Annotated in this window: 19 protein-coding genes; 7 read left to right on the top strand and 12 right to left on the bottom strand. The window is 74.0% G+C overall.

Going from position 1 to position 22,085, the window contains the following annotated elements; genetic code table 11:
- Window positions 1–104: 104 nt before the first annotated feature.
- From ACIPRD_RS12765 to ACIPRD_RS12755, 3 genes are all read right to left on the bottom strand, one after another.
- On the bottom strand, window positions 105–1,016 hold the full coding sequence (locus tag ACIPRD_RS12765; protein ID WP_401562594.1) for a phosphotriesterase: 912 nt from the start codon (window positions 1,014–1,016) through the stop codon (window positions 105–107).
- Window positions 1,013–1,606 carry a DUF4865 family protein gene (locus tag ACIPRD_RS12760; RefSeq protein ID WP_401562592.1) on the bottom strand — a complete coding sequence of 198 codons (594 nt, stop codon included), beginning with the start codon at window positions 1,604–1,606 and terminating at the stop codon, window positions 1,013–1,015. The genes ACIPRD_RS12765 and ACIPRD_RS12760 overlap by 4 nt, the downstream gene beginning before the upstream one ends.
- 71 nt (window positions 1,607–1,677) lie before the next feature.
- Window positions 1,678–2,268, bottom strand: coding sequence for a TetR/AcrR family transcriptional regulator (locus ACIPRD_RS12755; RefSeq protein ID WP_401562590.1), 591 nt, complete (start codon window positions 2,266–2,268; stop codon window positions 1,678–1,680).
- Between the two features lie 179 nt (window positions 2,269–2,447).
- Here ACIPRD_RS12755 and ACIPRD_RS12750 point away from each other — a divergent pair, with 179 nt between their 5' ends.
- Window positions 2,448–2,741 (top strand): SHOCT domain-containing protein, encoded by a 294-nt coding sequence (locus ACIPRD_RS12750; protein WP_401562588.1) that lies wholly within the window; start codon window positions 2,448–2,450, stop codon window positions 2,739–2,741.
- A 273-nt stretch (window positions 2,742–3,014) separates the two neighbouring features.
- Here the strand turns inward: ACIPRD_RS12750 and ACIPRD_RS12745 are convergent, their stop codons facing one another.
- Together ACIPRD_RS12745 and ACIPRD_RS12740 are read right to left on the bottom strand one after the other, a co-directional pair.
- Window positions 3,015–3,638 carry an ATP-binding protein gene (locus ACIPRD_RS12745; RefSeq protein WP_401562586.1) on the bottom strand — a complete coding sequence of 208 codons (624 nt, stop codon included), beginning with the start codon at window positions 3,636–3,638 and terminating at the stop codon, window positions 3,015–3,017.
- Window positions 3,639–3,958: 320 nt separating this feature from the next.
- On the bottom strand, window positions 3,959–4,282 hold the full coding sequence (locus ACIPRD_RS12740) for a hypothetical protein (RefSeq protein WP_356401677.1): 324 nt from the start codon (window positions 4,280–4,282) through the stop codon (window positions 3,959–3,961).
- Window positions 4,283–4,878: 596 nt separating this feature from the next.
- Between ACIPRD_RS12740 and ACIPRD_RS12735 the strand changes: the two genes are divergently transcribed.
- Window positions 4,879–6,003, top strand: coding sequence for a PLP-dependent cysteine synthase family protein (locus tag ACIPRD_RS12735; RefSeq protein ID WP_356401679.1), 1,125 nt, complete (start codon window positions 4,879–4,881; stop codon window positions 6,001–6,003).
- 49 nt (window positions 6,004–6,052) lie between these two features.
- Here the strand turns inward: ACIPRD_RS12735 and ACIPRD_RS12730 are convergent, their stop codons facing one another.
- On the bottom strand, window positions 6,053–6,946 hold the full coding sequence (locus ACIPRD_RS12730; protein WP_356401681.1) for a DeoR/GlpR family DNA-binding transcription regulator: 894 nt from the start codon (window positions 6,944–6,946) through the stop codon (window positions 6,053–6,055).
- Between the two features lie 315 nt (window positions 6,947–7,261).
- Between ACIPRD_RS12730 and ACIPRD_RS12725 the strand changes: the two genes are divergently transcribed.
- Entirely contained in the window at window positions 7,262–9,628 is a 2,367-nt protein-coding gene (locus tag ACIPRD_RS12725) for a hypothetical protein (protein WP_401563175.1), read from the top strand.
- Window positions 9,629–9,648: 20 nt separating this feature from the next.
- Here the strand turns inward: ACIPRD_RS12725 and ACIPRD_RS12720 are convergent, their stop codons facing one another.
- The 4 genes from ACIPRD_RS12720 to ACIPRD_RS12705 all read right to left on the bottom strand — a co-directional run bounded on the left by ACIPRD_RS12720 (window position 9,649) and on the right by ACIPRD_RS12705 (window position 14,436).
- A complete protein-coding gene (locus ACIPRD_RS12720) occupies window positions 9,649–12,087 on the bottom strand; it encodes a right-handed parallel beta-helix repeat-containing protein (RefSeq protein ID WP_401562584.1) in 2,439 nt (812 codons plus the stop codon).
- Window positions 12,088–12,315: 228 nt separating this feature from the next.
- Entirely contained in the window at window positions 12,316–12,921 is a 606-nt protein-coding gene (locus ACIPRD_RS12715) for a hypothetical protein (RefSeq protein ID WP_401562582.1), read from the bottom strand.
- 190 nt (window positions 12,922–13,111) lie between these two features.
- Window positions 13,112–13,936, bottom strand: coding sequence for an MOSC domain-containing protein (locus ACIPRD_RS12710; protein WP_401562580.1), 825 nt, complete (start codon window positions 13,934–13,936; stop codon window positions 13,112–13,114).
- A 41-nt stretch (window positions 13,937–13,977) separates the two neighbouring features.
- A complete protein-coding gene (locus tag ACIPRD_RS12705) occupies window positions 13,978–14,436 on the bottom strand; it encodes a DUF6643 family protein (protein ID WP_356401690.1) in 459 nt (152 codons plus the stop codon).
- 277 nt (window positions 14,437–14,713) lie between these two features.
- On the opposite strand from ACIPRD_RS12705, the gene ACIPRD_RS12700 reads away from it, so the two are divergent.
- Window positions 14,714–16,111 carry a TerD family protein gene (locus tag ACIPRD_RS12700; RefSeq protein ID WP_401562578.1) on the top strand — a complete coding sequence of 466 codons (1,398 nt, stop codon included), beginning with the start codon at window positions 14,714–14,716 and terminating at the stop codon, window positions 16,109–16,111.
- 12 nt (window positions 16,112–16,123) lie between these two features.
- Here ACIPRD_RS12700 and ACIPRD_RS12695 read toward each other — a convergent pair whose 3' ends face one another.
- A complete protein-coding gene (locus ACIPRD_RS12695; protein ID WP_401562576.1) occupies window positions 16,124–17,332 on the bottom strand; it encodes a glycosyltransferase in 1,209 nt (402 codons plus the stop codon).
- Window positions 17,333–17,356: 24 nt separating this feature from the next.
- On the opposite strand from ACIPRD_RS12695, the gene ACIPRD_RS12690 reads away from it, so the two are divergent.
- Together ACIPRD_RS12690 and ACIPRD_RS12685 are read left to right on the top strand one after the other, a co-directional pair.
- On the top strand, window positions 17,357–18,142 hold the full coding sequence (locus ACIPRD_RS12690; RefSeq protein WP_401562574.1) for a glutamate racemase: 786 nt from the start codon (window positions 17,357–17,359) through the stop codon (window positions 18,140–18,142).
- 105 nt (window positions 18,143–18,247) lie between these two features.
- Window positions 18,248–18,793, top strand: a complete 546-nt coding sequence (locus ACIPRD_RS12685) for a hypothetical protein (protein ID WP_356401696.1) — start codon at window positions 18,248–18,250, stop codon at window positions 18,791–18,793.
- A gap of 311 nt (window positions 18,794–19,104) precedes the next feature.
- On the opposite strand, the gene ACIPRD_RS12680 is transcribed toward ACIPRD_RS12685, so the two are convergent.
- Entirely contained in the window at window positions 19,105–20,073 is a 969-nt protein-coding gene (locus ACIPRD_RS12680; protein WP_401562571.1) for an O-antigen ligase family protein, read from the bottom strand.
- Window positions 20,074–20,443: 370 nt separating this feature from the next.
- On the opposite strand from ACIPRD_RS12680, the gene lnt reads away from it, so the two are divergent.
- A complete protein-coding gene (gene lnt / locus ACIPRD_RS12675) occupies window positions 20,444–22,045 on the top strand; it encodes an apolipoprotein N-acyltransferase (protein WP_356401700.1) in 1,602 nt (533 codons plus the stop codon).
- The last annotated feature ends 40 nt before the right edge of the window (window positions 22,046–22,085 follow it).

Raw genomic sequence — 22,085 nt, 5'->3', positions numbered from 1 at the left:
GTGCCGCTGCCGCTGCCGCTGCCGCTGCCGCTGCCGCTGCCGCTGCCGCTGCCGCTGCCGCTGCCGCTGCCGCCGCGGCTGTCGGGGCGGGGCAGCGCCGGCCGTCACTCCCAGTCGACCGCGAACGCCCGCCCCGGATGCTCCGTCAGGATCCGGTCCACCAGCTCCGTTCCCAGCGACGCGGCCAGCCGGGGCCGTACCCGGCGCAGCAGGCCGGGAAGCCCCGGGCCGCCGCCGCTCACCGACCGCGCTCCCGCGACCACGGTGTCCCCGCCGAGCAGCACCCGGTCCCCGAACCCGGCCTCCGCCAGGGCCCGTACGGCCTCCGGCATGCGCCAGTCGGTGGCGTGATGTGCGAGTGAAGGCCCGTCGAAGGCGAGCCAGCAACCCGACTCCGCGGCCTGCCGGTGCGTCACGGTGTAGGGGGAGCGGTTGAGATGGCCGAGGATCACCCGGTGCCCGGGCACGCCCAACTCCCCGCACAGCAGGTCGAGTACGTCCAGCGCCCCGGTGCCCAGCTCCAGATGGACGGCGATCGGCGCCCCCGTCGCGTGGTGGGCCTCGGCCGCGGCGGCCATCGTCCAGCGGGCATGGGCGTCCAGGCCGTGGAAGCCGCCCGCCACCTTGATCAGTCCGGCCCGCACCCCCGAGGATCCGATCCCCTCGGTCAGCTCCGACACGAAGACCTCGGCGAGCCGGCCACGGAGCCCGTCGAGCAACTCCGCCCGGTAGTGGGCCGCTTGGTGCAGCCCCGTCGCACAGACCACCCGCACCCCCGTGGCGCGGGACAGCCCGGGCAGGTCCGCCGCCCGGCGCCCCATGCCGTACGGCGTCCACTGCACGAGCGCGGTGCCGCCCGCCGCACGGAACGCCGCGAGCTCGGCCCGCGCGGCGGTGACGTCGTCGAGCTCCTGGCCGGGCAGCAGGGGGCTGCGCAGGAAGAGGTGGTCGTGGGCGTCGCAGACACCCAGCTCCCCGGGCAGGACGTCCCCGAGCACCGTACGGACGCGGCTCACCACTGCTTGCCGCGGGGGAGGCGGTCCAGCCCGGGCGCGGAGAGATGCAGCACCTGGAAGAGGTCTCCGTCGGCCTTCGGGGCGTCGTGCTCCCACAGGGAGAAGTGCACCAGCTCCCAGCGGTGGGGATCGACGGCCGCCGCCGCGAGCACGGCACCCTCCTCGTCCGCCAGCCGCCGCACCTCGACGGCCGCCTCTTCCATGAGCGTGGTCAACTCGCCTCCCTGCGGCACCGGTTGCCGCCGCCGTACCGCGAACGCGGCACGGGAGCCGGTCACGTCGCCGCCGGCTGCCTCCTCGTACGCGAGGCCGGTCCACTGCCGTACGGCGGGGCGGCCGAAGTCGTCGACGAAGCCCTGGAAGGCGCCGCCCCAGAGGAAGCGGTTCATGCCCTCGACGGTGTTCCACAGGTAGAAGGGGGCGTACTGGTTGACCGGTGCGCCGTGGACTCCGCGTTCGCGCAGCAGGTAGGCCTTGAAGCCGAGGCCGTCCCAGTCGTCGAGCAGGTGCCCGGACCGGGCGACCCGCGCGCGGATGACGCCCGGGTCGTAGTCGGCGGGAAGCGTCACCTCGTACTGCAGGGCATGCATGGATCGGTCCTTCCTCGGGTCGGGGCGTGCCCGGACGGGCGGGCCCGGTGGACGGGCGGCCGGAGCGTGCGTCAGCCGCCGTGCGCGACGGTCCGCGGTGCCAGCAGGGACAACAGGCCGCGGACGCCCGCGTCGAAGGCGGCGGGCGAACCGGAGGCGCGGGCCAGCACGTAGCCGCCCTGTACGGTCGCGAGGACGGCCGCGGCGATCTCCCCGCCGTCCAGCTCCGGCGCGAATTGGCCGTCCCGCTTGCCCTCTTCGACGATCTCGGCGATCCGCCCGCGGATGCGCGCGATCGTCTCGTCCACCGGCGCGCGCAGCTCGTCGCTCGCGATCACGTCCGGATCCATCGTCAGTCTGCCGACGGGGCAGCCGCGCAGCACATCGCGCTCGCGCAGCAGATACGCCTCGATGCGCTCGTACGGCGTCCCCGGACCGGCCAGAACCGCCTCGGCGGTGGCGCGCAGTTCCTCGGCGGTCCGCCGGATCGCCGCCAGCGCGAGATCCGGCTTGCCCTTGAAGTGGTGGTACATGCTGCCCTGGCCGGCGCCGGCGCGCTCCAGGATCGCCTTCGGGCTGGTGCCGACGTAGCCGCGCTCCCACAACAGCTCGCGCGTGGATTCGATGAGTCGTTCCGACGTGTTCACGGGCTCACTGTACATACCAGTAGTTACAGAATCTCGAAGACGGCCGATCTCCACGCGGAGCAGTCGCCCGCCGGGCGGTGTACTCCCGGAGCGGTACGCGAACCGTCGCCGGCCGCACGACGACTCCGTCCCCCGTGCCGGGGGATTCTCGGGGCATCGCCCGATCACCCCACCGAACACGGAGATGAACCGAGATGACACAGACCCTGGCAGGCTGGGACGGCGGACCCGGCCCGTGGATCCTCTTCCTGCCGCTGCTCTGGGCGGCCGCCGTCACCGGCGTCGTCACCCTGCTGCGGCGCACCGTGTGGCGCGGCCGCGTGGCCCCCTGGCGGGCCCTGGACGGCGGCCGCTCCGCCGCCGGCTCCCCGCTCTCGGTCCTCGGCCGTCGTTTCGCCGCGGGCGAGATCGAGGAGGAGGAGTACTGGCGCCGACTGTCCGTCCTGGAGGAGCAGTTCGGCCGCGCAGAGAGGGGCGGCACGGCATGACCGCGACGTCCATGCCGTGCGCGCGCCCGTCGTACGGCCCGGTGCGGTCCCGCCTTCCCGGCCGAAGGCCGATGGGCGCCGATTCCGCAGGGGATTGAGGCCGCCGGCCCCCGGCCGACGGCACCTGGGTCCGGCGACCGGAGAAGGAGGCGCGGACGCCGAAGAAGGTGCGGGCGCAGGGTCGTCGCGACCCGTCACCCGCACCTCTCCGTCCTCTGCCGTCCCTGCCCGCGCCGGGCGTCACCGCGCCGCGGGGGAGAGGTCACCGCCCGGTCAGCCGGGAACGGCCGACCGGGCGGGAGCGGTTGCCGCCGCGGCGACGGGTGCCGTCACCGGGGTGCGGACCACGGTCGAGACATGGACGACCATGGGGTCCTGGGCCGGATTCGAGGCGGGCTGGAGCCGCTCCACCTCGGTGGGCGGGGGCACGGGCGCCGGTTCCGGCCTGTGGCCGGGCGAACGGGCCGGCCGGACGGGCGCGGGGGAGGGTGCGGACAGGGTGAACCACACGACCTTGCCGTCGTCGCCGTCCGGGCGTGCTCCCCAGCTCTCGCTCACCGCGGCCACCATGGCGAGGCCCCGGCCGCAGGTGGCCAGCGGTGCGGCGTCCAGCGCCTGCGCCGCTTCGGCCACCACCGGGAGCCGCGGATCGTGGTCGCGTACCGAGACCGTGAGCCGGTCCGGCAGCAGCTCCAGTTCGACGGTGCACGCCTTGTCGGGCCGGGCGTGCCGGTGGACGTTGCTCAGCAGCTCGGTCACGCCGAGTGCGGCACGGTCTATCAACGGATCCAGATGCCAGTAGCGCAACTGCGCAGATACGATTCTGCGGACCTGGCCGATCCGCGACGGCAGGGCTTGCAGCTCCACCGTGCAGTGTCTGCTTGGGTGACTGATCACGCTGCGACTCCCCGATGTAGGGGTCCGGAGGAACCGGAAACCACGGAGAACACGGAGAAACACGTAGGACACGTTCCACACAGAGAACACAGAAACGCTGAGAACGCTGAAGACGCTGGGACCACAGTGAACGCGGAGAAAGCACGTTTCGGCGCGGGGACGGAGAACGGCGGATCCAGCAGGATGCTCGCGTCGAAAGGCCGCCTGCTGTCGTGCCCGGCGGGCTGGTTCGCAGCGTAACCGCCGGTAAACCCTGAGTGACGTGAGACCAGAGTGACGCAGGGGGTGCGCTGCCGCAAGTCGCCACGACACGACGCAGCTCAGCCGCCGTGTCCGGCCGCCCGGCGCACCGCGTCGATGAACCGGCGCGCGGCCGGCGGACCGGCCTCGCCCGGAGCGGGATCCTCCTCACCCAGGGTCAGCTGATAGCGCCTGCCGTCGATGTCGGCCCGCGCCCGGTCCCCCGGGGCGAACCAGGGCCGGGACGCCCGCACCTCCTGTACGGGCGCGCTGTCGATCTCGCTGCCGTAGCTGGTGAGCAACTCCACCCGGCCGCCGCTGATCCGGACGCGTCCGGCCCGGGTCAGCGAACGCAACCCCTTGCCGATCCGCACGCCCCTGGCCGTGAACTCGGGCTCCGCCATCCTCGCCGCCCCCTCGTGCGCCCATCTCGCCGTACCTCGAACCCCGCCCGTTCGGCGCCGGCCTTCCCGGGCACGGGACCGGCCGTGTGCCGGTGCGGCCGTGTCCGCGTCCGGTCCGCGCGCGGCCGTCGCGGCCGTGCCCTGCCCTGCGCGTCCCGGACCGCGCCCGCCGCCCAGGCGCTTGCGCGCCCGGACCGCTTCGCGGCACCACTCCACCGAACCACTCCACCGAACCACTTCGGGAAACCGTTCGGCAGAAAGGTTTCCGTCGCCGTTTCCGCGGCACCCGCCCCGATGAGCCGGGCAGGGGGTGTGTCCCGGGCCGGGACGGTCGCCCCGACCGGTGCAGTCTGCCCCGGTGCGGACCGGAGCGCCAGTGCGCACAGGGGGCGCGCGCCGGGCGCCCGAAACGGTCCCGGCCATCCGCGAGTGCGCTCTCGCACGCGTGTGCCCCAGCCTCTCTTTGGCCGGCTCAAAGATGTGTTTATGCAGGTGGGAGGCGGTGTGCGAGGTGTCTATGATCGAAGCGTCCGCCGTGCGAGGCTGAGGCGCCGCCGATGCCCCACGCGTCGGCGCCCAGTGTGAGGAGCCTTCCCGTGAGCACCACCCAGCAGACCCGGACCGGCGCCACCCTCGACGTCGACCGCACCGACGCGGCCTACCGCGACTGGCTGAAAGACGCCGTACGCAAGGTCCAGGCCGACGCGAACCGCTCCGCGGACACGCACCTGCTGCGCTTCCCGCTGCCCGAGGAATGGGGCATCGACCTCTACCTGAAGGACGAGTCCACCCACCCGACCGGCAGCCTCAAGCACCGTCTCGCGCGCTCCCTCTTCCTCTACGGCCTCTGCAACGGCTGGATCAGGCCCGGCCGCCCGGTGATCGAGGCGTCCAGCGGCTCGACCGCCGTCTCCGAGGCGTACTTCGCCAAGCTCGTCGGCGTGCCCTTCATCGCGGTCATGCCGCGCACCACGAGCACGGAGAAGTGCCGGCTCATCGAGTTCCACGGCGGGCAGTGCCACTTCGTGGACGACCCGCGGACGATGTACGAGGAGTCGGCGCGCCTCGCGGCGGAGACCGGCGGCCACTACATGGACCAGTTCACCTACGCCGAGCGCGCCACCGACTGGCGGGGCAACAACAACATCGCCGAATCCATCTTCCGCCAGCTGGAGTTGGAGCGCTTCCCGGAACCCGCCTGGATCGTCGCCACGGCCGGCACCGGCGGCACCTCGGCGACCCTCGCCCGCTATGTGCACTACATGCAGTACGACACCCGGATCTGTGTCGCCGACCCCGAGAATTCCTGCTTCTTCGAGGGCTGGACCACCGGCGACCCGGACGTGACCTGCGACTGCGGCTCCCGGATCGAGGGGATCGGACGGCCCCGCATGGAGCCGAGCTTCGTCCCCGGGGCGATCGACCGCATGATGAAGGTTCCGGACGCCGCCAGCGTGGCCGCCGTGCGCGCCCTGGAACGCGGCATCGGCCGCAAGGCGGGCGGCTCGACCGGAACGGGCCTGTGGAGCGCGCTGAAGATCGTCTCCGAGATGGTGGCCGAGGGCCGTACCGGCAGTGTGGTCACCCTGTTGTGCGATCCGGGCGACCGCTATCTCGACAAGTACTACTCCGACAGCTGGCTGGAGGAGCAGAGCCTCGACATCACCCCGTACACGGCGGCGATCGACTCCCTCCTGGCGACGGGCGTCTGGCCGGACTGAACGGACCGGCCCGCCGTCCGCCCCCGCACCACGCGGGGGTGCCGGACCGTCAGGCGTCCCCGGCCGCCCGGGACTCCCCGGCGTCCGCGGTTCTCTCGGGCTCCCCGGGCTCCGCCGGGACCTCGCCGTCGTCGGGTTCGCCCGCCACCACGAGCCGGCGCAGGTGCTCGGAGATCTCCTCCCGCGCCTCGACGGGCAGCCCCGCGTCCGTCACCAGGATGTCCACCTGGTCCAGCGTGGCGAAGGAACTCAGGCCCACGGTTCCCCACTTGGTGTGGTCGGCGACCACCACGACCCGGCGCGCGGACTGCACCAGGCGCCGGTTGGTCTCCGCCTCCGCGAGGTTCGGCGTGGACAGGCCGGCCCGCGGCGATATGCCGTGCACGCCGAGGAAGAGCAGATCGAAGTGGAGCGAGGCGATGGCCTGGTCCGCCACCGGCCCCACCAGCGAGTCGGACGGGGTGCGCACCCCGCCGGTCAGCACCACCGTCGCCGCGCCCGGCCGCTGCCCCGCGGTGCGCTGGGCCGAGTGGAAGACGTCGGCGACCCGCACCGAGTTCGTCACCACGGTCAGGTCGGGCACCTCCAGCAGATGCTGGGCCAGCGCGTACGTCGTCGTACCGCCGGACAGCGCGATCGCCGTGCCCGGCCGCACCAGACGCGCCGCGGCGCGCGCGATGTCCTCCTTGGCGCTCAGCTCCAGACCCGACTTGGCCTCGAAACCGGGCTCGTGCGTGCTCGCCTCCAGCACCGGCACCGCGCCGCCGTGCACCTTCTCCAGCACGCCCTGGCGGGCCAGCGCGTCCAGATCGCGGCGCACGGTCATGTCGGACACGCCGAGCTTGCGGGTCAGTTCGTTGACGCGGACACCGCCCCGGCGCCGGACCTCGTCCACGATCAGGGCGCGGCGCTGCTCCGCGAGGAGGTTCTGATTCTCGCTCACGTACGCTCCGGTCCTTTCGCCGCAAACCCGTCCGACACCCCCGGCGCGCCTGTCCCGACCTGGCCGTTCCGGTCGTCCGCAGCCGCGCGGGCGCCCCATCCTTTCACGGGTCCGCACCGGGTGCGCCACCGGCTGTCACGGCGCGCGCCTGCCGTGCGGGCTGCCCGGGGCGACCCTCCGAGGCGGCTTCCCCAAGGCCCCCGTCACACGTATCGGGGAGATTCCGTGACGGGAGGTGTAAGTGGCCCCGGCACCGGCAATCCCCCTCGCGCACCACTCAGGTCTTCCGATATGCCATGGGGGATGTGCGAGACAGTGGAACGGGCGCAGGAACGCACCACAGGACCGGGAACCGGCCATGCCCCCGCGCGGCCCGCGCAGGCGGAACGCGGCCTGGAACTGCTGGTGCACGGGGTCGGCGGCACCACCCCGGAGAAGATGCTCGGCGACCCGCGCACCGTCCGGATCACCGGCGACGACACCGCCGCCGTCTTCCGGCGGGCCGAGGACGCCGACGACGCCGAAAGACCCGGCACCGCCCCGGCCGCCGGGACCGCCGGAGCGGCGCGCCGCGAGGCCCCCGTGCCCGAGGCGTACGTCTGGTGCAACCTCACCTCCGGCGACGGCACCCGCGTCCTGTGGCTGCTGCTGCTCCCCTTCATGGTGGTGAACCTCGCCCACTGGATGCGCCCCGCCGCCCGCGGCCGCACCCGCACGGTCCGCCTGTACGGCCTCCTCGTCCGGCTGGCCGCGCTCACCCTGACCGTGCTGTTCGTGGCCGCGGCCTGCGAGGTCGCCCTGGACCTGGTGGCCTGGCAGTGCGCCGGTGTTCCCGCCTGCGCCCGCAGGCACTCCTGGCTGTCGTTCCTCTCGCCGGCCGCCTCCCACGGCGGCTGGTGGAGCATGCCCGGGCGCCGGCTCGCGCTCGCCGCCGTGGCCCCCGCCGCGCTCACCGGCCTGCTCTGGTACCTCTCCCGGCGCACCTGGCGGGCCTACGAGTCCCACCGGCCGATGCCCCGCGTGCCCGAACCGGGCGACGACGGCAGCGCCCTGGCCCGGCCCGGATTCTGGTACGGCCGCCGGCTCGTCGCCAGACTGCGCGCGGCCCACACCGCGGCGGGCCTGCTGACCGTCGCGGCCGCCGTCGCCGCACCGGCCGCGCGCTTCGACCACCGCACGGGAAGGGTCTCCGCATCGGACGTCCTCGGCGCCCTGCTCGGCGCGGCCCTGCTGGGCTGGGCCGTCGCCGTGGTCGCGGTGGTCTGCCGCCGGGGCCGCAGCGAGGTACGCCTCGACCGCACCCTCGACCTCCGCCTCGAACGCCGTCTCCCCCTGGGCGCCCTGGGCCTGCTGCTCCTCGCCGAGCTGTACGCCGGCTGGTCCCGGCCCGGCTGGCAGTCCGCCGGCCGGCTCCCCGGCGACCCGGCCTTCAGCGCCCTCATGCTGGCCCAGGGACTGCTGGCCCTCGCCCTCGCCGCCGTCGCCCACGACCTCTACCGGCGCAACCCCGAACCGCGTACCGGGATGCGCGGTCTCGGCGGACCGGCGGTCGCGCTGCTCGCCTGCGCCCTCGGCGGCGTCGTCTCCGCCGGTATCGCCCTGCGGGTCGCCGACTGGCTCGACGGCACCCGCGCCTCCCTGACCGGGCCGCCCGTGCTGCTCACCTGGCAGGCCTCCGCGATCCCGCCGCTCCTCGCCGTCCTGCTCGCCGTCGCCTCCGTGCTGGCGCGGCGCGCAGCCCGCCTCGCCCGCGCGGAACGCGCCCGCGTACACCGCGAGCACCCTGACGAACCCGAGGACCGCTCCCGCACCCGGAGCATCGCCCAGGCCCGCGCCATGGCCACCCTCACCGACCGCGCGCCCCTGGTCGTCGCCGTGCTCTTCGCCACCACCCTGCTGCTGGGCGCGGGCACCCTGACCGGCGCCCTGGCGACCGGCGAGTCCCCGGGCGGCGCGGCGGCCCGGACCCACGGCGTGGTCCGGGCGACGGTCGAGACCTCGCAGAACCTCGGTTCCTGGCTGGCCGGCGTCGGCTTCCTGCTGTTCGTCACCCTGGGCCGCCGTGCCTACAAGAACGCCTCCGCCCGGCGCACCATCGGCATCCTCTGGGACATCGGCACCTTCTGGCCCCGCGCCGCCCACCCCTTCGCCCCGCCCTGCTACGCCGAGCGCGCGGTCCCCGACCTGACCTGGCGGATGGCCACCTGGACCGAACGCACCGGCGGCCGGCTGGTCCTGTCCGGCCACTCCCAGGGCAGCGTCCTCGCCGCCGCCGCGGCCTGGCAGCTCACACCCGCGGTCCGCGAACGGGTCGCCCTGCTGACCTACGGCTCACCGCTGGAGCGGCTGTACGGCCGCTGGTTCCCCGCACACTTCGGCCCGGCCGCCCTCACCGCCCTGCACCGCGACGTCGCCACCTGGCGCAACCTCTACCGGCCCACCGACCCGATCGGCGGCCCCGTCCGCGTCCGGTCCGCCACGGGTGCGGACGTCGACCACGAACCGCTGCGCGACCCCCTCGCCTACGGCCGCAGCGCCGAACACCCGCTCCCGGCCCCGATACTCGGCCACTCCGACTACCAGGCCGACCCGGTCTTCGCCCGCGAGCGCGCCCGCCTTCTGGCCCGCCTCAGCCCCGAGGTGCCGGCGCCGCGGCCCGACCCGGTGCCGCCGGCCGCCTGACGGCCGGGGACCGGGTCCGCTCAGCGAGGCTCCGGGAGGTCCTCGTCGTACAGCAGCGTCAGATCGTCGGTGCTCGGGTCGTCGAGCTGGGCGACGCGGCTCGCATGACGCTCCACCATCGCCTCGAACGTCTGCCGCGCCGTGCGCCCGTTGCCGAACGCGGGTCCCTTCGGGATCGCCGCGAGGTAGGTGAGCAGCGCCTCCGGCGCGCCCGGTGCCAGCCGGTACTCGTGCTCGTCCGCCTGCTGCTCGACGATCCTCAGCAGCTCCTGCGGGCTGTAGTCGCCGAAGGTGATCGTGCGGGAGAAACGCGACGCCACGCCGGGGTTGACGGTCAGGAAGCGCTCCATCTCCGCCGTGTAACCCGCGACGATCACCACCACCGCGTCCCGGTGGTCCTCCATCAGCTTCACCAGCGTGTCGATGGCCTCCTTGCCGAAGTCGCGTCCCGCGTCCTCCGGCGACAGCGCGTACGCCTCGTCGATGAACAGCACACCGCCGCGGGCCCGTTCGAAGGCCTCCTGGGTGCGGATCGCCGTCGAACCGATGTGCTCGCCGACCAGGTCGACCCGGGACACCTCGACCAGATGGCCCTTCTCCAGCACCCCGAGGGAGGCGAGGATCTCGCCGTACAGCCGGGCGACCGTCGTCTTGCCCGTGCCGGGGGAGCCGGTGAAGACCAGATGCCGCTTCACCGAGGCCGCCTTGAGGCCCGCACGCTGCCGGCGCCGGCCCACCTCGATCATGTCGGTCAGCGCCCGCACCTCGCGCTTGACGCTGTCCAGGCCGACCAGCGCGTCCAGTTCCCCGAGCACGGCCTTCGAGGTCCGGGCCGGCTCCGGCTCGGCCGGGGCGGCGAGCGCCTCCGGTTCCGTGTCGCGCTGGCCGGGGATCGCGCCGAGCAGCCCGCCGGTGGAGGGGGACGAGGTCTGTACGGCCGTCTCGCGCGGCGCCGGCGTGCGCGGGCCGCCGCTCTCGTCGCTGCTGCAGTCCTCCACCACCGGACCCGAGCCCGGGTTGGCGCCCGCCCCGGCGTCGGCGAACTCGAACCCGCCGCGCGCGCACCGCTCCGTACGGCACTTGCGCAGCGTCGTACGGCAGCCGTCGAGCACGTGGAAGCCGTAGCCGCCGCTGTCGTTGACCCGGCAGTCCAGGAAGCTGCCCCGCCCGCCGGCGGACACGTAGAACCCCGCCTCCGCGGGCGAAACGACCGTGCAGCGTTCGATGGTCGGGTCGGCGCCCTTGGTGACGATCACGCCGGTCTGGGTGCCGTCCAGGGTGCAGTTGCTGAGCGTGCCGCCGCTGCCGTGGTCGCGGAACCAGGCACCGGTGGCCGCCTCCCGGATCCGGCAGTCGTCGAGCTGGGCCGTCGCCCCGTCGCTCACCGACACGGCCGTGTTGCGCACCTGGGACAGATCGCTGTCCACGACGTCGGCGCGCGAGCCGCGGTCGAGCACGAACAGCGCGTCCGGCACGTCGTGCACCCGGCATGAGTCGAGCACGGCCGTGGCGCCGTCGCTCACCCACACCGCGGGATAGTCACCGGTGCTGTCGAAGATCTCGCACTGGTTGGCGTCCACCCGCGTGCCCGGGTCCCACACCGACAGGCCGTTGCGCCCGAACTGGCGCACCGTCGTCCGGGTCAGCGTCAGCACCGAACGGGACCGGAGGTCGATCGCGTTCTCCGGGATGTCGTGGATCCGGCAGTCGGCGAGCGTCAGCACCGCGTCCGTGTCGAGCGTGACACCGTCGGCCGACGTGCGGTGCACATCGCAGTCGGTGAGATGCGCCGTGGCCCGCTGGGTCACCTGCACCCCCGAGCCCCGTACCTCGTACACCTCGCAACCGACCGCCTCCAGCGAGGAGTTCTCACCCGTCGCGCTCAGCCCGGTGCCGGAGGCGTGGTGCACCCTGCAGCGCTCCAGACGCGGGTGTCCGCCGCCGCGCACCGCCACTCCCGCCTGACCGGCGGCGACGATCTCGCACTCCTCGAACACCCCGCTGCCGCCGTCGAGCACGGCGATGCCGATGCCGGCCGGATTGTCGACCGTGCAGCGGCGCACGGTCGGCCGGGCCGCTCCCCGCACCTCGATGCCCGAGGCGGAGCGGGCCACGATCCGCAGGTCCGTCAGTTCGGGCGTGCCTTCCTCCACCAGGAGCGCGGGCGCGGCGGAGTCCTGTCCCTCCACGTGCAGGCCCTGGACCACCGCCGAGGCGCGCACGGTCAGCGGCACCCCGTCCGACGGCGCGATCCGCACCGAGCCCGACGACCCCTCGGGGCCACGCAGCGTCACCGCCCGCTGGACGACCAGGTTCTCCCGGTAGGTGCCGGGGGCGATGGTGAGGACGTCACCCTCGGCGGCGGCCTCCAGGGCTGCGGCGAGCGAAGCGTACTCACCCGTGCGGCGGCGCCACCGCGATGTACCGGTGTGCGTCACCTGGACCGTGCCCTGTGCCATGGCGTTGCTGTGCCCCCACCTCGTGGTACTCGCGCTCGTTCACCTGCGGGGCGCCGCAGCCGGTCCCGGTGCCGCGACCGCGTCCGGCCCCTGGGCCGCCGCGTGATCGCGTGCCGGACACCGGCGCGCCCTTTCGGCTCGCTCGCGCGCGGGTCGATGCCGAATGCGACTCGGCCGGTCCACCGTAGCGTGCCCGCGTGCGGTGGGTTGACCAGAGGCGGAACGTGGTCAGCTGCCCGTGCCCGCCTTTCCCCAGTCGGGGCCCGCCCGGTCCCATGCCTGGTCCCAACGGGCGTACCGGCGGCGGACCATGTTCCAGACGATCAGGCGCCGGACCGTCTCGACCACGGCCACGGTCGCCAGGGCCGCGCCGACCCCGGCGAGGACCGCGTGCGTCGTCGCCGTCTCCGTGTCCAGGGGACGGGTCGTTATTCGGCCGCGCGGATCCGTCCAGAGGCCGAAGTGGTCGCCGCGGTGCGGGGACTCGATGTCCGCCAGGGTCGCACCGTGCCGCGATGTGCCGTCGGGCGCGGCCCAGTCGGCCAGGACCCGGCTACGCGTCTCGCGCGCGGCGCCGATGTCGGACTCGACCTCCGGCGGCGCGCCGCCCAGCCGTCGTACGACGGTCGCCGTGACCAGATGGCGGGAGCGCTGCTGCGCGCCCGCCGACCGCTGCAGGGAGTCCTGGGCGGCCGTACCGGTCAGGAAGCCGCTCACCGGGGCGGCCACCACGATCAGCAGCAGTGCCGCGAGTGCCAGCCAGGCCTCGGCCAGGTCGGTCGCCCGGCACAGCTGATTGCGCCGCCAGCGCCACAGACCGCTCAGAGCCCGCACGTTCCCCACCCCCTTCGGCTCCGGGACGTCCTCTCCCGCCGCCGTCGCCCACCCCTCGGTCCCCGCCGGGAGGAGAGCGGCATCACGCCGGACCGGTACGTCTCACGGATCTCTCAGACAGCCCAACGACGAGGACCCGCCCCCGGTTCCCGTCCGCCGCGGCAGTTCGGTGGCACGGGTGAGCGGCCCGTCACCCGAGCACGCGCACCGGGTCGCCCACCCGGACGGTGCCCGGCGTGAGCGGCACGAGGTTCTGGCCGAACACCAGTTGCCCGGCACGCCTGCGGTGCCGCGCCAGCGTGTGCAGGGGCTCGCGCCCGCGTACGGCGGAGTCCTGGTCGGTGGTGGTCACGACGCAGCGGCCGCAGGTTCTGGCCACCCGGAACACGACGTCGCCGACGGAGATCCGCGACCAGTGGTCCTCGGCCCAGGCCTCGGTGCCCGCCACGACCAGGTTGGGCCGGAACCGGTTCATGGGCAGCGGACCCTCGTCCGCGTGCCGGCCCCCGGCCAGCAGGGAGTTGAGGGCGTCGAGCGAGGCGAGCGTGGTCACCAGGAGGGGGTAGCCGTCGGCGAGGCTGACCGTCTCACCGGGAAGCGCGTAGGCGGGGTCGACGGGGCGGCGGGTCGCCGGATCGTCGAGGTGGACCAGCCGGACGCCGGCCCCCAGATACGCGGCGCACCAGCGATGCGCGGCCTCGTGGGCCAGGACCGCCTCCACCTTGGTCCCGAAGACGTCGATGGTCAGCGTTTCCGCCGGCTCGGGGACGGGCACCGTGAGCGCGGACCGGCCAGGTGCCGACAGCACGATGCCGCCGTCGGGCAGAAGCCCGGCGGCGGCGAGTGCGAGGCGCGGCTGTTCGCGCTGGGTGACGACCTTTCCCCCGTCGTCGACGAGCGCCCAGCGCCTGTCTCCGGCCAGCCCCCAGGGCTCCACCACGGCTTCCGAGAGCGCGAGGCTCCGGAACGCCTTGACCGGATGGACGTGGATCGACAGCAGCGACGCATTCCCCATGGCACCACCATGCCAGTCGGCGGGCCGGAAGGGGAGACGGCTCAGTACCCGCGGTACTGCTGGTTGTTGTACTGGTCCTGGTACGACGGCTGCGGCGGCCGGGGCGCGGCCGGGCGCATCGCCTCGTAGCCGCCGCCGTTGCCGCCGGGACCCTGCGCCATCGGACGCGGCGGCTGCGGGGCCTGCGGTCCGGGGTAACCGCGCGGCGCGGCCGCCTGCTGCGGGATGTAGGCGGTGGGGGCCTGGTGGATCGGCGCCGGCTGCTGCGCCTGCGGGCCGGGGTAGCCGTACGCGGGGGCCTGCGGGGACGGAGCCGCCGGCAGGGCGGGCAGCGCCGAGGGGAGCGCGGGCAGGTTGCTCACCGCGTCGTACGCGGAGGGGACCCGGATCGGGGCGATCTGCGGGGTGCCCCGCTCGGCCACGAGGGAGTCGTAGATCGGGGTGTCCGGGAAGGAGGCGGAGTAGTAGCCGCCGCCATAGGTGGAGCGGGGGGAGGTCATGGCACATAAGTTAAGCCCACGATGTGCTGGTTGGGGAGACCGATAAGACGGTTGTTTTCCGTGTCGGCAGTGTTCTGGGATCCCCAATCCGAGCGAACTTGGCAAAAAAGGACGACATTCGATGTTTGGATCGTGTAAAGCCCAAGCGTCCAGCGGGTTACCGGCGGTTGCCGGGCGATCTTTCCGTGCAGGTCGTGGGAGTCCGCCGGACCCGGGAATACCTTCGATGTGACAAGGGCGGACCGGAGTGCCGGGCGTCTCTTATATGGGGGTGGACATGTCAATGTCGAAGGGTTCGAACACGCCGGTGCCTACCGCGGCGCTGCGCGTCGAACTGACCTGGAACTCCGGACCGGGCGTGCCCGACGCGGACGCCTCCGCGTTGCTCCTCGCGGCCGGAAGGGTCCGCTCCGACGCGGACTTCGTGTTCTACAACCAGCCCGCGCATCTCTCCGGCGCCGTCCGTCACGAGGGCAAGCGCTCCGACGGAGGCCGCGTCACCGACACCCTCTCCGTCGACCTCGCGCGCGTGGAGGGCGCCGTCGAGCGGATCGTCCTCGCCGCCTCCGCCGACGGCGGCACGTTCGGACAGGTCCCCGGTCTCGCCGTCGAAGTGACCGACGCGGGTACGGGCGAGGCCGTCGCCCGCTTCGACAGTCCGGGCGCGACCGTGGAGACCGCCTTCCTGCTCGGCGAGTTCTACCGCCGCCAGGGCGCCTGGAAGTTCCGCGCCGTCGGTCAGGGCTACAGCAGCGGACTCGAAGGCCTGGCAACGGACTTCGGCATCACCGTCGACGAACCGGGGCACCCCGTGGCCCCGCCCGCACCCGCACCCGCACCTGCCGCGCCCGCACCTGCCGCGCCCGCACCCGCACCTGCGGCGGCCACGCCTCCGCCCGCGCCCGCCGCGGCCTCTGCTCCGCCCGTACCCGCCGCGGCCCCGGCCCCGTACATCCCCGCCGTCCCACCGGTGCCGCCCCGCGCCTCGTCCGCCGTACCGCCCCCGCCGCCGGGCGCCACCCCGGCCCCCCTGCCTCCGCCGCCGGTCCGTCTCTCCAAGGTCACCCTCACCAAGGCGGCCCCCGCCGTCTCGCTGGCCAAGCAGGGCGGCACCTCCGGCGCCATGCGGGTCCACCTCAACTGGCAGACCCGCGGGCGGCCCCCGGGCCGGGGCGGTCGCGGATTCGCCCGGTCCGGGAACCTCGACCTCGACCTGTGCGCCCTGTACGAACTCGCGGACGGCCGCAAGGGCGTCGTCCAGGCACTCGGCAACGCCTTCGGGGCCCTGGACCGGCCGCCGTACATCCACCTGGACGGCGACGACCGCACCGGCGGCGCGGCGAACGGCGAGAACCTCACCGTCAACCTCGACCACCAGCGGGAGTTCCGCCGCATCCTCGTCTTCGTCACCATCTACGAGGGCGCCACGTCCTTCGCCGACCTGCACGCCACGGTCACCCTCCAGCCCCAGCACGGCGCCCCGGTCGACTTCTCGCTGGACGAGTGCACCGTGCCCTCCACGGTCTGCGCGCTCGCGCTGATCACCAACACGGGCGGTGATCTCGTCGTCCGGCGCGAGGCGCAGTACATGGTGCCGGAACGCGGAGTGAGCCCGCAGCGCACCATGGACCGGGCGTACGGCTGGGGCATGAACTGGACCCCCGGCCGCAAGTGACCGCGACGTCCGTCAGCCCTCGTCGGGTACCGCCTCCGGACGCGCGTAGGTGCGGCCCTTCCACGCCGCGCCCCTGCCCCGGTAGTGCTGCACCGCGGAGTCGACCGTCATCAGCAGATAGAGCAACGCGGTGAACGGCAGCAGGGGAGCCGTCCACACCGGCTGCCGGTAGTAGCGCAGCATGGGCGCGAAGGTCGCCGCCATCACCGCCCATGCCGCCGCTCCCGCCACCGCCGTCGCCCGGCTCCCCGAGACGGCGCCGGCGGCCACCGCGGCGGGCGGCACCAGGTAGACCAGGGCGAGCCCGGCGACCGTACCGACGAGCAGGAGCGGGCTGTGCCGCAGCTGCGCGTACGCGCTGCGCGAGACCATCCGCCACAGGTCGTGCAGCCGCGGGTAGGGACGCACGCTGTCCACCCGCTCGGCCAGCCCCAGCCAGATGTGGCCACCGCTCCCCTTCACCGCGCGGGCGAGCGCCACGTCGTCGATGACGGCCTGCCGGATGGCGTCCGGGATCCTCGCCCGCTCGGCCGCGTCCGCGCGCAGCAGCACACAGCCGCCCGCCGCCGCCGCGGTACGCGACCCCCTCCGGCCGATCCGCCGGAACGGGTACAGCTGCGCGAAGAAGTAGACGAACGCCGGCACCACCAGCCGCTCCCACACGCTCTCCACCCGCAGCCGCGCCATCAGGGACACGACGTCGTGACCGCCGGTGCGGGCCGCCGCCACCAGGGTGCGCAGGCTGTCCGGCGCGTGCGCGATGTCCGCGTCCGTGAGCAGCAGGAACTCGGGCTCACGCGCGCGTGCCAGGCCGATTCCGTGCCGCACCGCCCACAGCTTGCCCGTCCAGCCCGCGGGCGGTTCCCCGGGGGAGGTCACCGTGAGGGGCAGCCCGCCGTACCGCCCGGCCAGCTCCCGGGCCAGCTCCGCGGTGCCGTCGGTGCTCCCGTCGTCGACCAGGAAGACCTCCGCCCGCCCGGGATAGTCCTGGGCGAGCAGCGAGGGCAGGCTCGCGGGCAGGACGGCGGCCTCGTCGCGGGCCGGTACGACCACGCACACCGGCGGCCAGACATCCGGTTCCCGGTGCGGCGGAAGCCGGACGTCCGTGCGCCAGAAGAAGCCCCGGCACAGCAGCAGCCAGCACCAGGCGGCGAGGGACACGACGGTCGTCCACACAAGGGCGCTCACAGGCGCAGTCTGCCCCACCGGACCGGCCCACATGGGACGATCGTCTATCGTGGCCGGGTGAAGATCGCGCTCATGGACTCAGGAATCGGCCTCCTCCCCGCCGCCGCCGCGGTACGCCGGCTGCGGCCCGACGCCGAGCTCGTCCTGTCCTGGGACCCGGACGGGATGCCCTGGGGGCCGCGCACTCCGGAGGACATCACGCAGCGTGCCATCGCCGTGGCCGACGCGGCCGCCGCGCACCGGCCGGACGTCCTGATCGTCGCCTGCAACACCGCCTCCGTCCACTCACTCCCACAGATGCGCGCCCGCTTCGAGCCCGGCCTGCCCATCATCGGCACGGTTCCGGCGATCAAGCCCGCCGCGGCGGGCGGCGGACACGTCGCCATCTGGGCCACGCCCGCCACCACCGGAAGCGCCTACCAGCGCGGGCTGATCGAACAGTTCGCCGACGGCGTGACCGTCACCGAGGTGCCCTGCCCGGGCCTCGCCGACGCCGTGCACCACGCGGACGAGGCGGCCGTCGACGCCGCCGTCGCCGCCGCGGCCGCGCGCACCCCCGACGACGTCACGACCGTCGTCCTCGGCTGCACCAACTACGAACTGGTCGCCGACCGCATCCGAGCCGCGGTCCAGAAGCCCGGCATGCCCCCGCTCATGCTGCACGGTTCCGCCGGTGCGGTCGCCGCCCAGGCGCTCCGCCGGATCGGCGCCGTGGCCACCCCGGACGCCGAGGCCGCCACGGGTCTCACCGTGCTGCTGAGCGGGCGCGAGGCGGACCTGCCCGCCACCGCCCTGTCCTACCCGGAGGGCCGGCTGCTCCAGGCCGCCCGGACCCTCCGCTGACGTAGGCGGAGCCGTCCGCCGAACCGTTCCGGCACCGGGCCCACCCGGGCGGTCACCCTCCGCGAGCAGGTAGCCGCTCAGCGAAACCTGAGTAACCTCGTAGACATGAGGGACATCCGCGACGTCGAGGACGCTCCGCACCCCGACGTCTGGACGGGACGCGCCACCAACCGCGTGCAGTGGCTGCTGGCGCTGGTCGGCGCCGCCTGCATGGCGCTGGGCATCCAGCTCGCCGTGGAATCGGCCTGGACCTCCGGCATCGTCCCGCTCGTGATGTCCGTCGTGGGCTGCATCGCGGCCGGGCTGCTGGTCCTCTTCGGCACGCTCGCCTTCGTGCACGTCGACCTCAAGCTCGACGAGAACTCCCTGGAGGTGCGCTGCGGCCACATCGGCGTGCCCCGCCGCCGCATCCCCCTGTCCCAGGTCGTGGGCGCCGACTTCACCCCCCATGTCACCCCGCGAAACTGGGGCGGCTGGGGCTACCGCTGGCGCCCCGAGAAGGGCACCGCCGTCGTCGTACGCCGGGGCGAGGGAATCGTGCTGAGCCTGTGGGACGGCCACACCTTCACCATCACCGTGGACAATGCGGAATCCGCGGTCCGGGTGATCAGGGCGCGGCTGCAGACGAGCGCGGCGGGCCCGGCGAGCTGACCGCGCCGGGCGGCTCGGGGAGGTCTGTACGGTCCCTGCCGATGGGCCCGCCGGCGCGTTCGGGGGCTTGTACGGTCCCTGCCGGCAGGCGCGGCGGCGCGTTCAGGGGTGTCTGTACGACCCCTGTCCCTGGGTCTCCGTAGGCGCCCGTAGGTCTTGGCGGCCTCTGCCCCCGCCTCGGTGGGCCACTCCCACTCCATCGGAGGACCCGGGCGACCCCGAACCCCGAACCCCGAACCCCGAACCCCGTACCTCTGGAGCCCCGACCCTGCCTCCGGCAGCGTGCCCGTTCCTCCCACTCCGACCTCGCCTCAGAGGGCCGTCGGCTCCGCGCCCGCCCACGGTCGCGCCGTAGCCCATCCGGCCAGCAGGCCCGCGCCCGCCGTCACGGTGGTGGAACTCAGCGCGTCGCCCACCGAGGCGATCACGGCCAGCGCCGTCAGCGCGGCGCCCGCGCTGAGCGCGACGGGCGTCGGGCGCGAGGTGCGCCACAGCGCGTGGAGGAGCCAGCCGAACACGGACGTGAGCAGCAGCAGGCCGACGACACCCTGCTCGGCCAGTTGCTGCAGCGGCGCCGAATGCGGTGTCCCGTCGGACGGCAGCACCTGCGACGCGCCGCCGCTCAGCTCACCGAAGCGGCCCGGCCCCGCACCCAGGCCCGGCTCCGCGAACCCCAGCCGCAGCGCGTCCCGCCACAACCGGACCCGGTGCGCGTCGAACCGCTCGGTCAGCGCGCCGGCCAGGCCACCGGGCATAACCCCCTCCGCGACCGCCCATACCGTGGCGACCGCCGCCGCTCCGGCCAGCGCCAGCGCCACGATGCCGACGCTCCGGCGGGTCACCGAGCCCGCCGCGAGCGAGCAGAGCAGTACGGCCGCGCCGGCCACCGATCCCTCGGCCGAGCCGACGACGGCCCCGGTCAGCACGATCGCTGCGGCCAGCGCCCGCAGACCCAGCCGCCACGCCCGTACCGACGTGCCCCAGGACGCGCAGCACGCCGCTCCGGCCGACAGCGCCAGCAGCGCGGCCACGGCACCCGCTTGTCCCAGCGGGACGGCGTACCGGGGGCCCTGCGGGAGGTGCGGCAGCGCCAAGGCCGTCGCGAGGCCGGCCACCGCGCCGACGCACGGAGCGGCGACGGGGAGCAGCGCCCCGGAGATCCGTCCCGCCGCATACCCGCCTGCCGTCGCCAGCACCGCCAGCAGCACGCCCTCCGGCCGCCCGTCGTGGACCGCCGCGGTGATCAGCGACCAGCCGGCGCAGAGTCCCAGCAGGATCATGCCCGTACCGTCAGAAACGTTTCGGCTTTCCTGAACCGTTTCCTGGCCGTCCCGCCCGGCCGTGGCTCTCGTCCCCGTCGACAACACTGTCGCCCCTCGTACCCAGTCCCCCGGCTGTGGCAGACCCCCGCGAACGCGCGCCGGATCCGGCCGCACCGCTGGGGCTGCGCACACGTTAACGGTTGACGGCCGGATTGTGGACAAGTCGCGCGGGAAGATCGTGACGCGCCGACCGGATCGCCGTGACGCGCCGGCTGGATCGCTGCGGCTCCCCGGCGGGATCGCCGCGACACCCCGGCGCGCCGGCGGGCGGCCACCCGCGCGCGGACCACGCTGTCCGGGCCCAGGTCAGCGGCCTTAGACTCCCCGGGTGACCGTCACCACTACCTCCGCGGACCAGCAGGATCAGCTCGGGACGGCGTCAGCGCGCCGCCGCTGGACGCTGCGTCTGGTCCCGGCCGCCGCCGCCGTGCTCTGCGGAGTGCTGCTCTACGTCAGCTTCCCGCCGCGCACCCTCTGGTGGCTCGCCCTGCCCGCGTTCGCCGGCTTCGCCTGGGTGCTGCGCGGGCGCGGCTGGAAGGCGGCCCTCGGCCTCGGCTACCTGTTCGGGCTCGGCTTCCTGCTGCCGCTGCTGGTGTGGACCGGCGTCGAGGTGGGGCCTGGCCCGTGGCTCGCCCTGGTCGCCATCGAGGCCGTGTTCGTCGCCCTGGTCGGCGTGGGCATCGCCGCCGTCTCCAGGCTTCCGGCCTGGCCGGTGTGGGCGGCCGCCCTGTGGATCGCCGGAGAAGCGGTACGCGCGCGTGCCCCGTTCCGCGGGTTCCCCTGGGGCAAGATCGCGTTCGGACAGGCCGACGGCGTCTTCCTGCCGCTCGCCGCGGTGGGCGGTACGCCGGTGCTCGGCTTCGGCGTCGTCCTGTGCGGCTTCGGCCTGTACGAGGCCGGGCGGCTGATCGCCGAACGGCGCCGTACGCGGACCGTCCGGCGCGCGGCCGCGGCCGCCGCGCTGCTCAGCGTCGCCGTGCCCGTCGTCGGCGCCGTAGCCGCCCGCGCACTGGTCAGCGACAAGGCCGAGGACGGGACCGCGACGGTCGCCGTCATCCAGGGCAACGTGCCGCGCTCCGGTCTGGAGTTCAACGCCCAGCGACGGGCCGTGCTCGACTACCACGCGCGCGAGACCCTCAAGCTCGCCGCCGACGTCAAGGCCGGCAGGACCGCCAGGCCGGACTACGTGCTGTGGCCCGAGAACTCCTCCGACGTCGACCCCTTCGCCGACCCCGACGCGGCCACCGTCATCGAGGGCGCCGCCGAGGCCGTCGGGGTGCCCGTCTCGGTCGGCGCGGTCGTCGAGCGGGACGGCAAGCTGCTCAACGAGCAGGTCCTCTGGGACCCGGACAAGGGACCGATCCAGACCTACGACAAGCGGCAGGTCCAGCCCTTCGGCGAGTACCTCCCGCTGCGCTCGCTGGTCGGCGCGATCAACAAGAACTGGACCAGCATGGTCCGCCAGGACTTCAGCCGGGGCACGAAGCCCGGCGTGTTCGACATCCACGGGACCAAGGTGGGCCTCGCCACCTGCTACGAGGCCGCCTTCGACTGGGCGGTCCGTGACACCGTGACGCACGGCGCGGAGATGATCTCCGTACCCAGCAACAACGCGACCTTCGACCGCAGCGAGATGACCTACCAGCAGCTCGCCATGTCCCGGATCCGGGCAGTCGAGCACAGCCGGACCGTGACGGTGCCGGTGACCAGCGGAGTCAGCGCGGTCATCATGCCCGACGGCGAGGTGACCCAGAAGACCGGCATGTTCGTGCCCGCCTACCTCGTCCAGAAGGTGCCGCTGCGCACCTCCGAGACTCCCGCGACGCGGATGGGCATCCTGCCGGAGATGGCCCTGGTCCTGGTCGCCGCAGGCGGTCTCGGCTGGTCCATCGGCTCCGGCATCCGTCGCCGGCGCGCTGGGGACGCGTAACAGGACGGACGACGGCCGTACGCCGACGGCGATGCCGGTG

The sequence above is a fragment of the Streptomyces sp. NPDC090108 genome, assembly GCF_044747185.1.
Taxonomy (GTDB): Bacteria; Actinomycetota; Actinomycetes; order Streptomycetales; family Streptomycetaceae; genus Streptomyces.
This window is presented reverse-complemented; position numbering and strand designations above follow the sequence as displayed.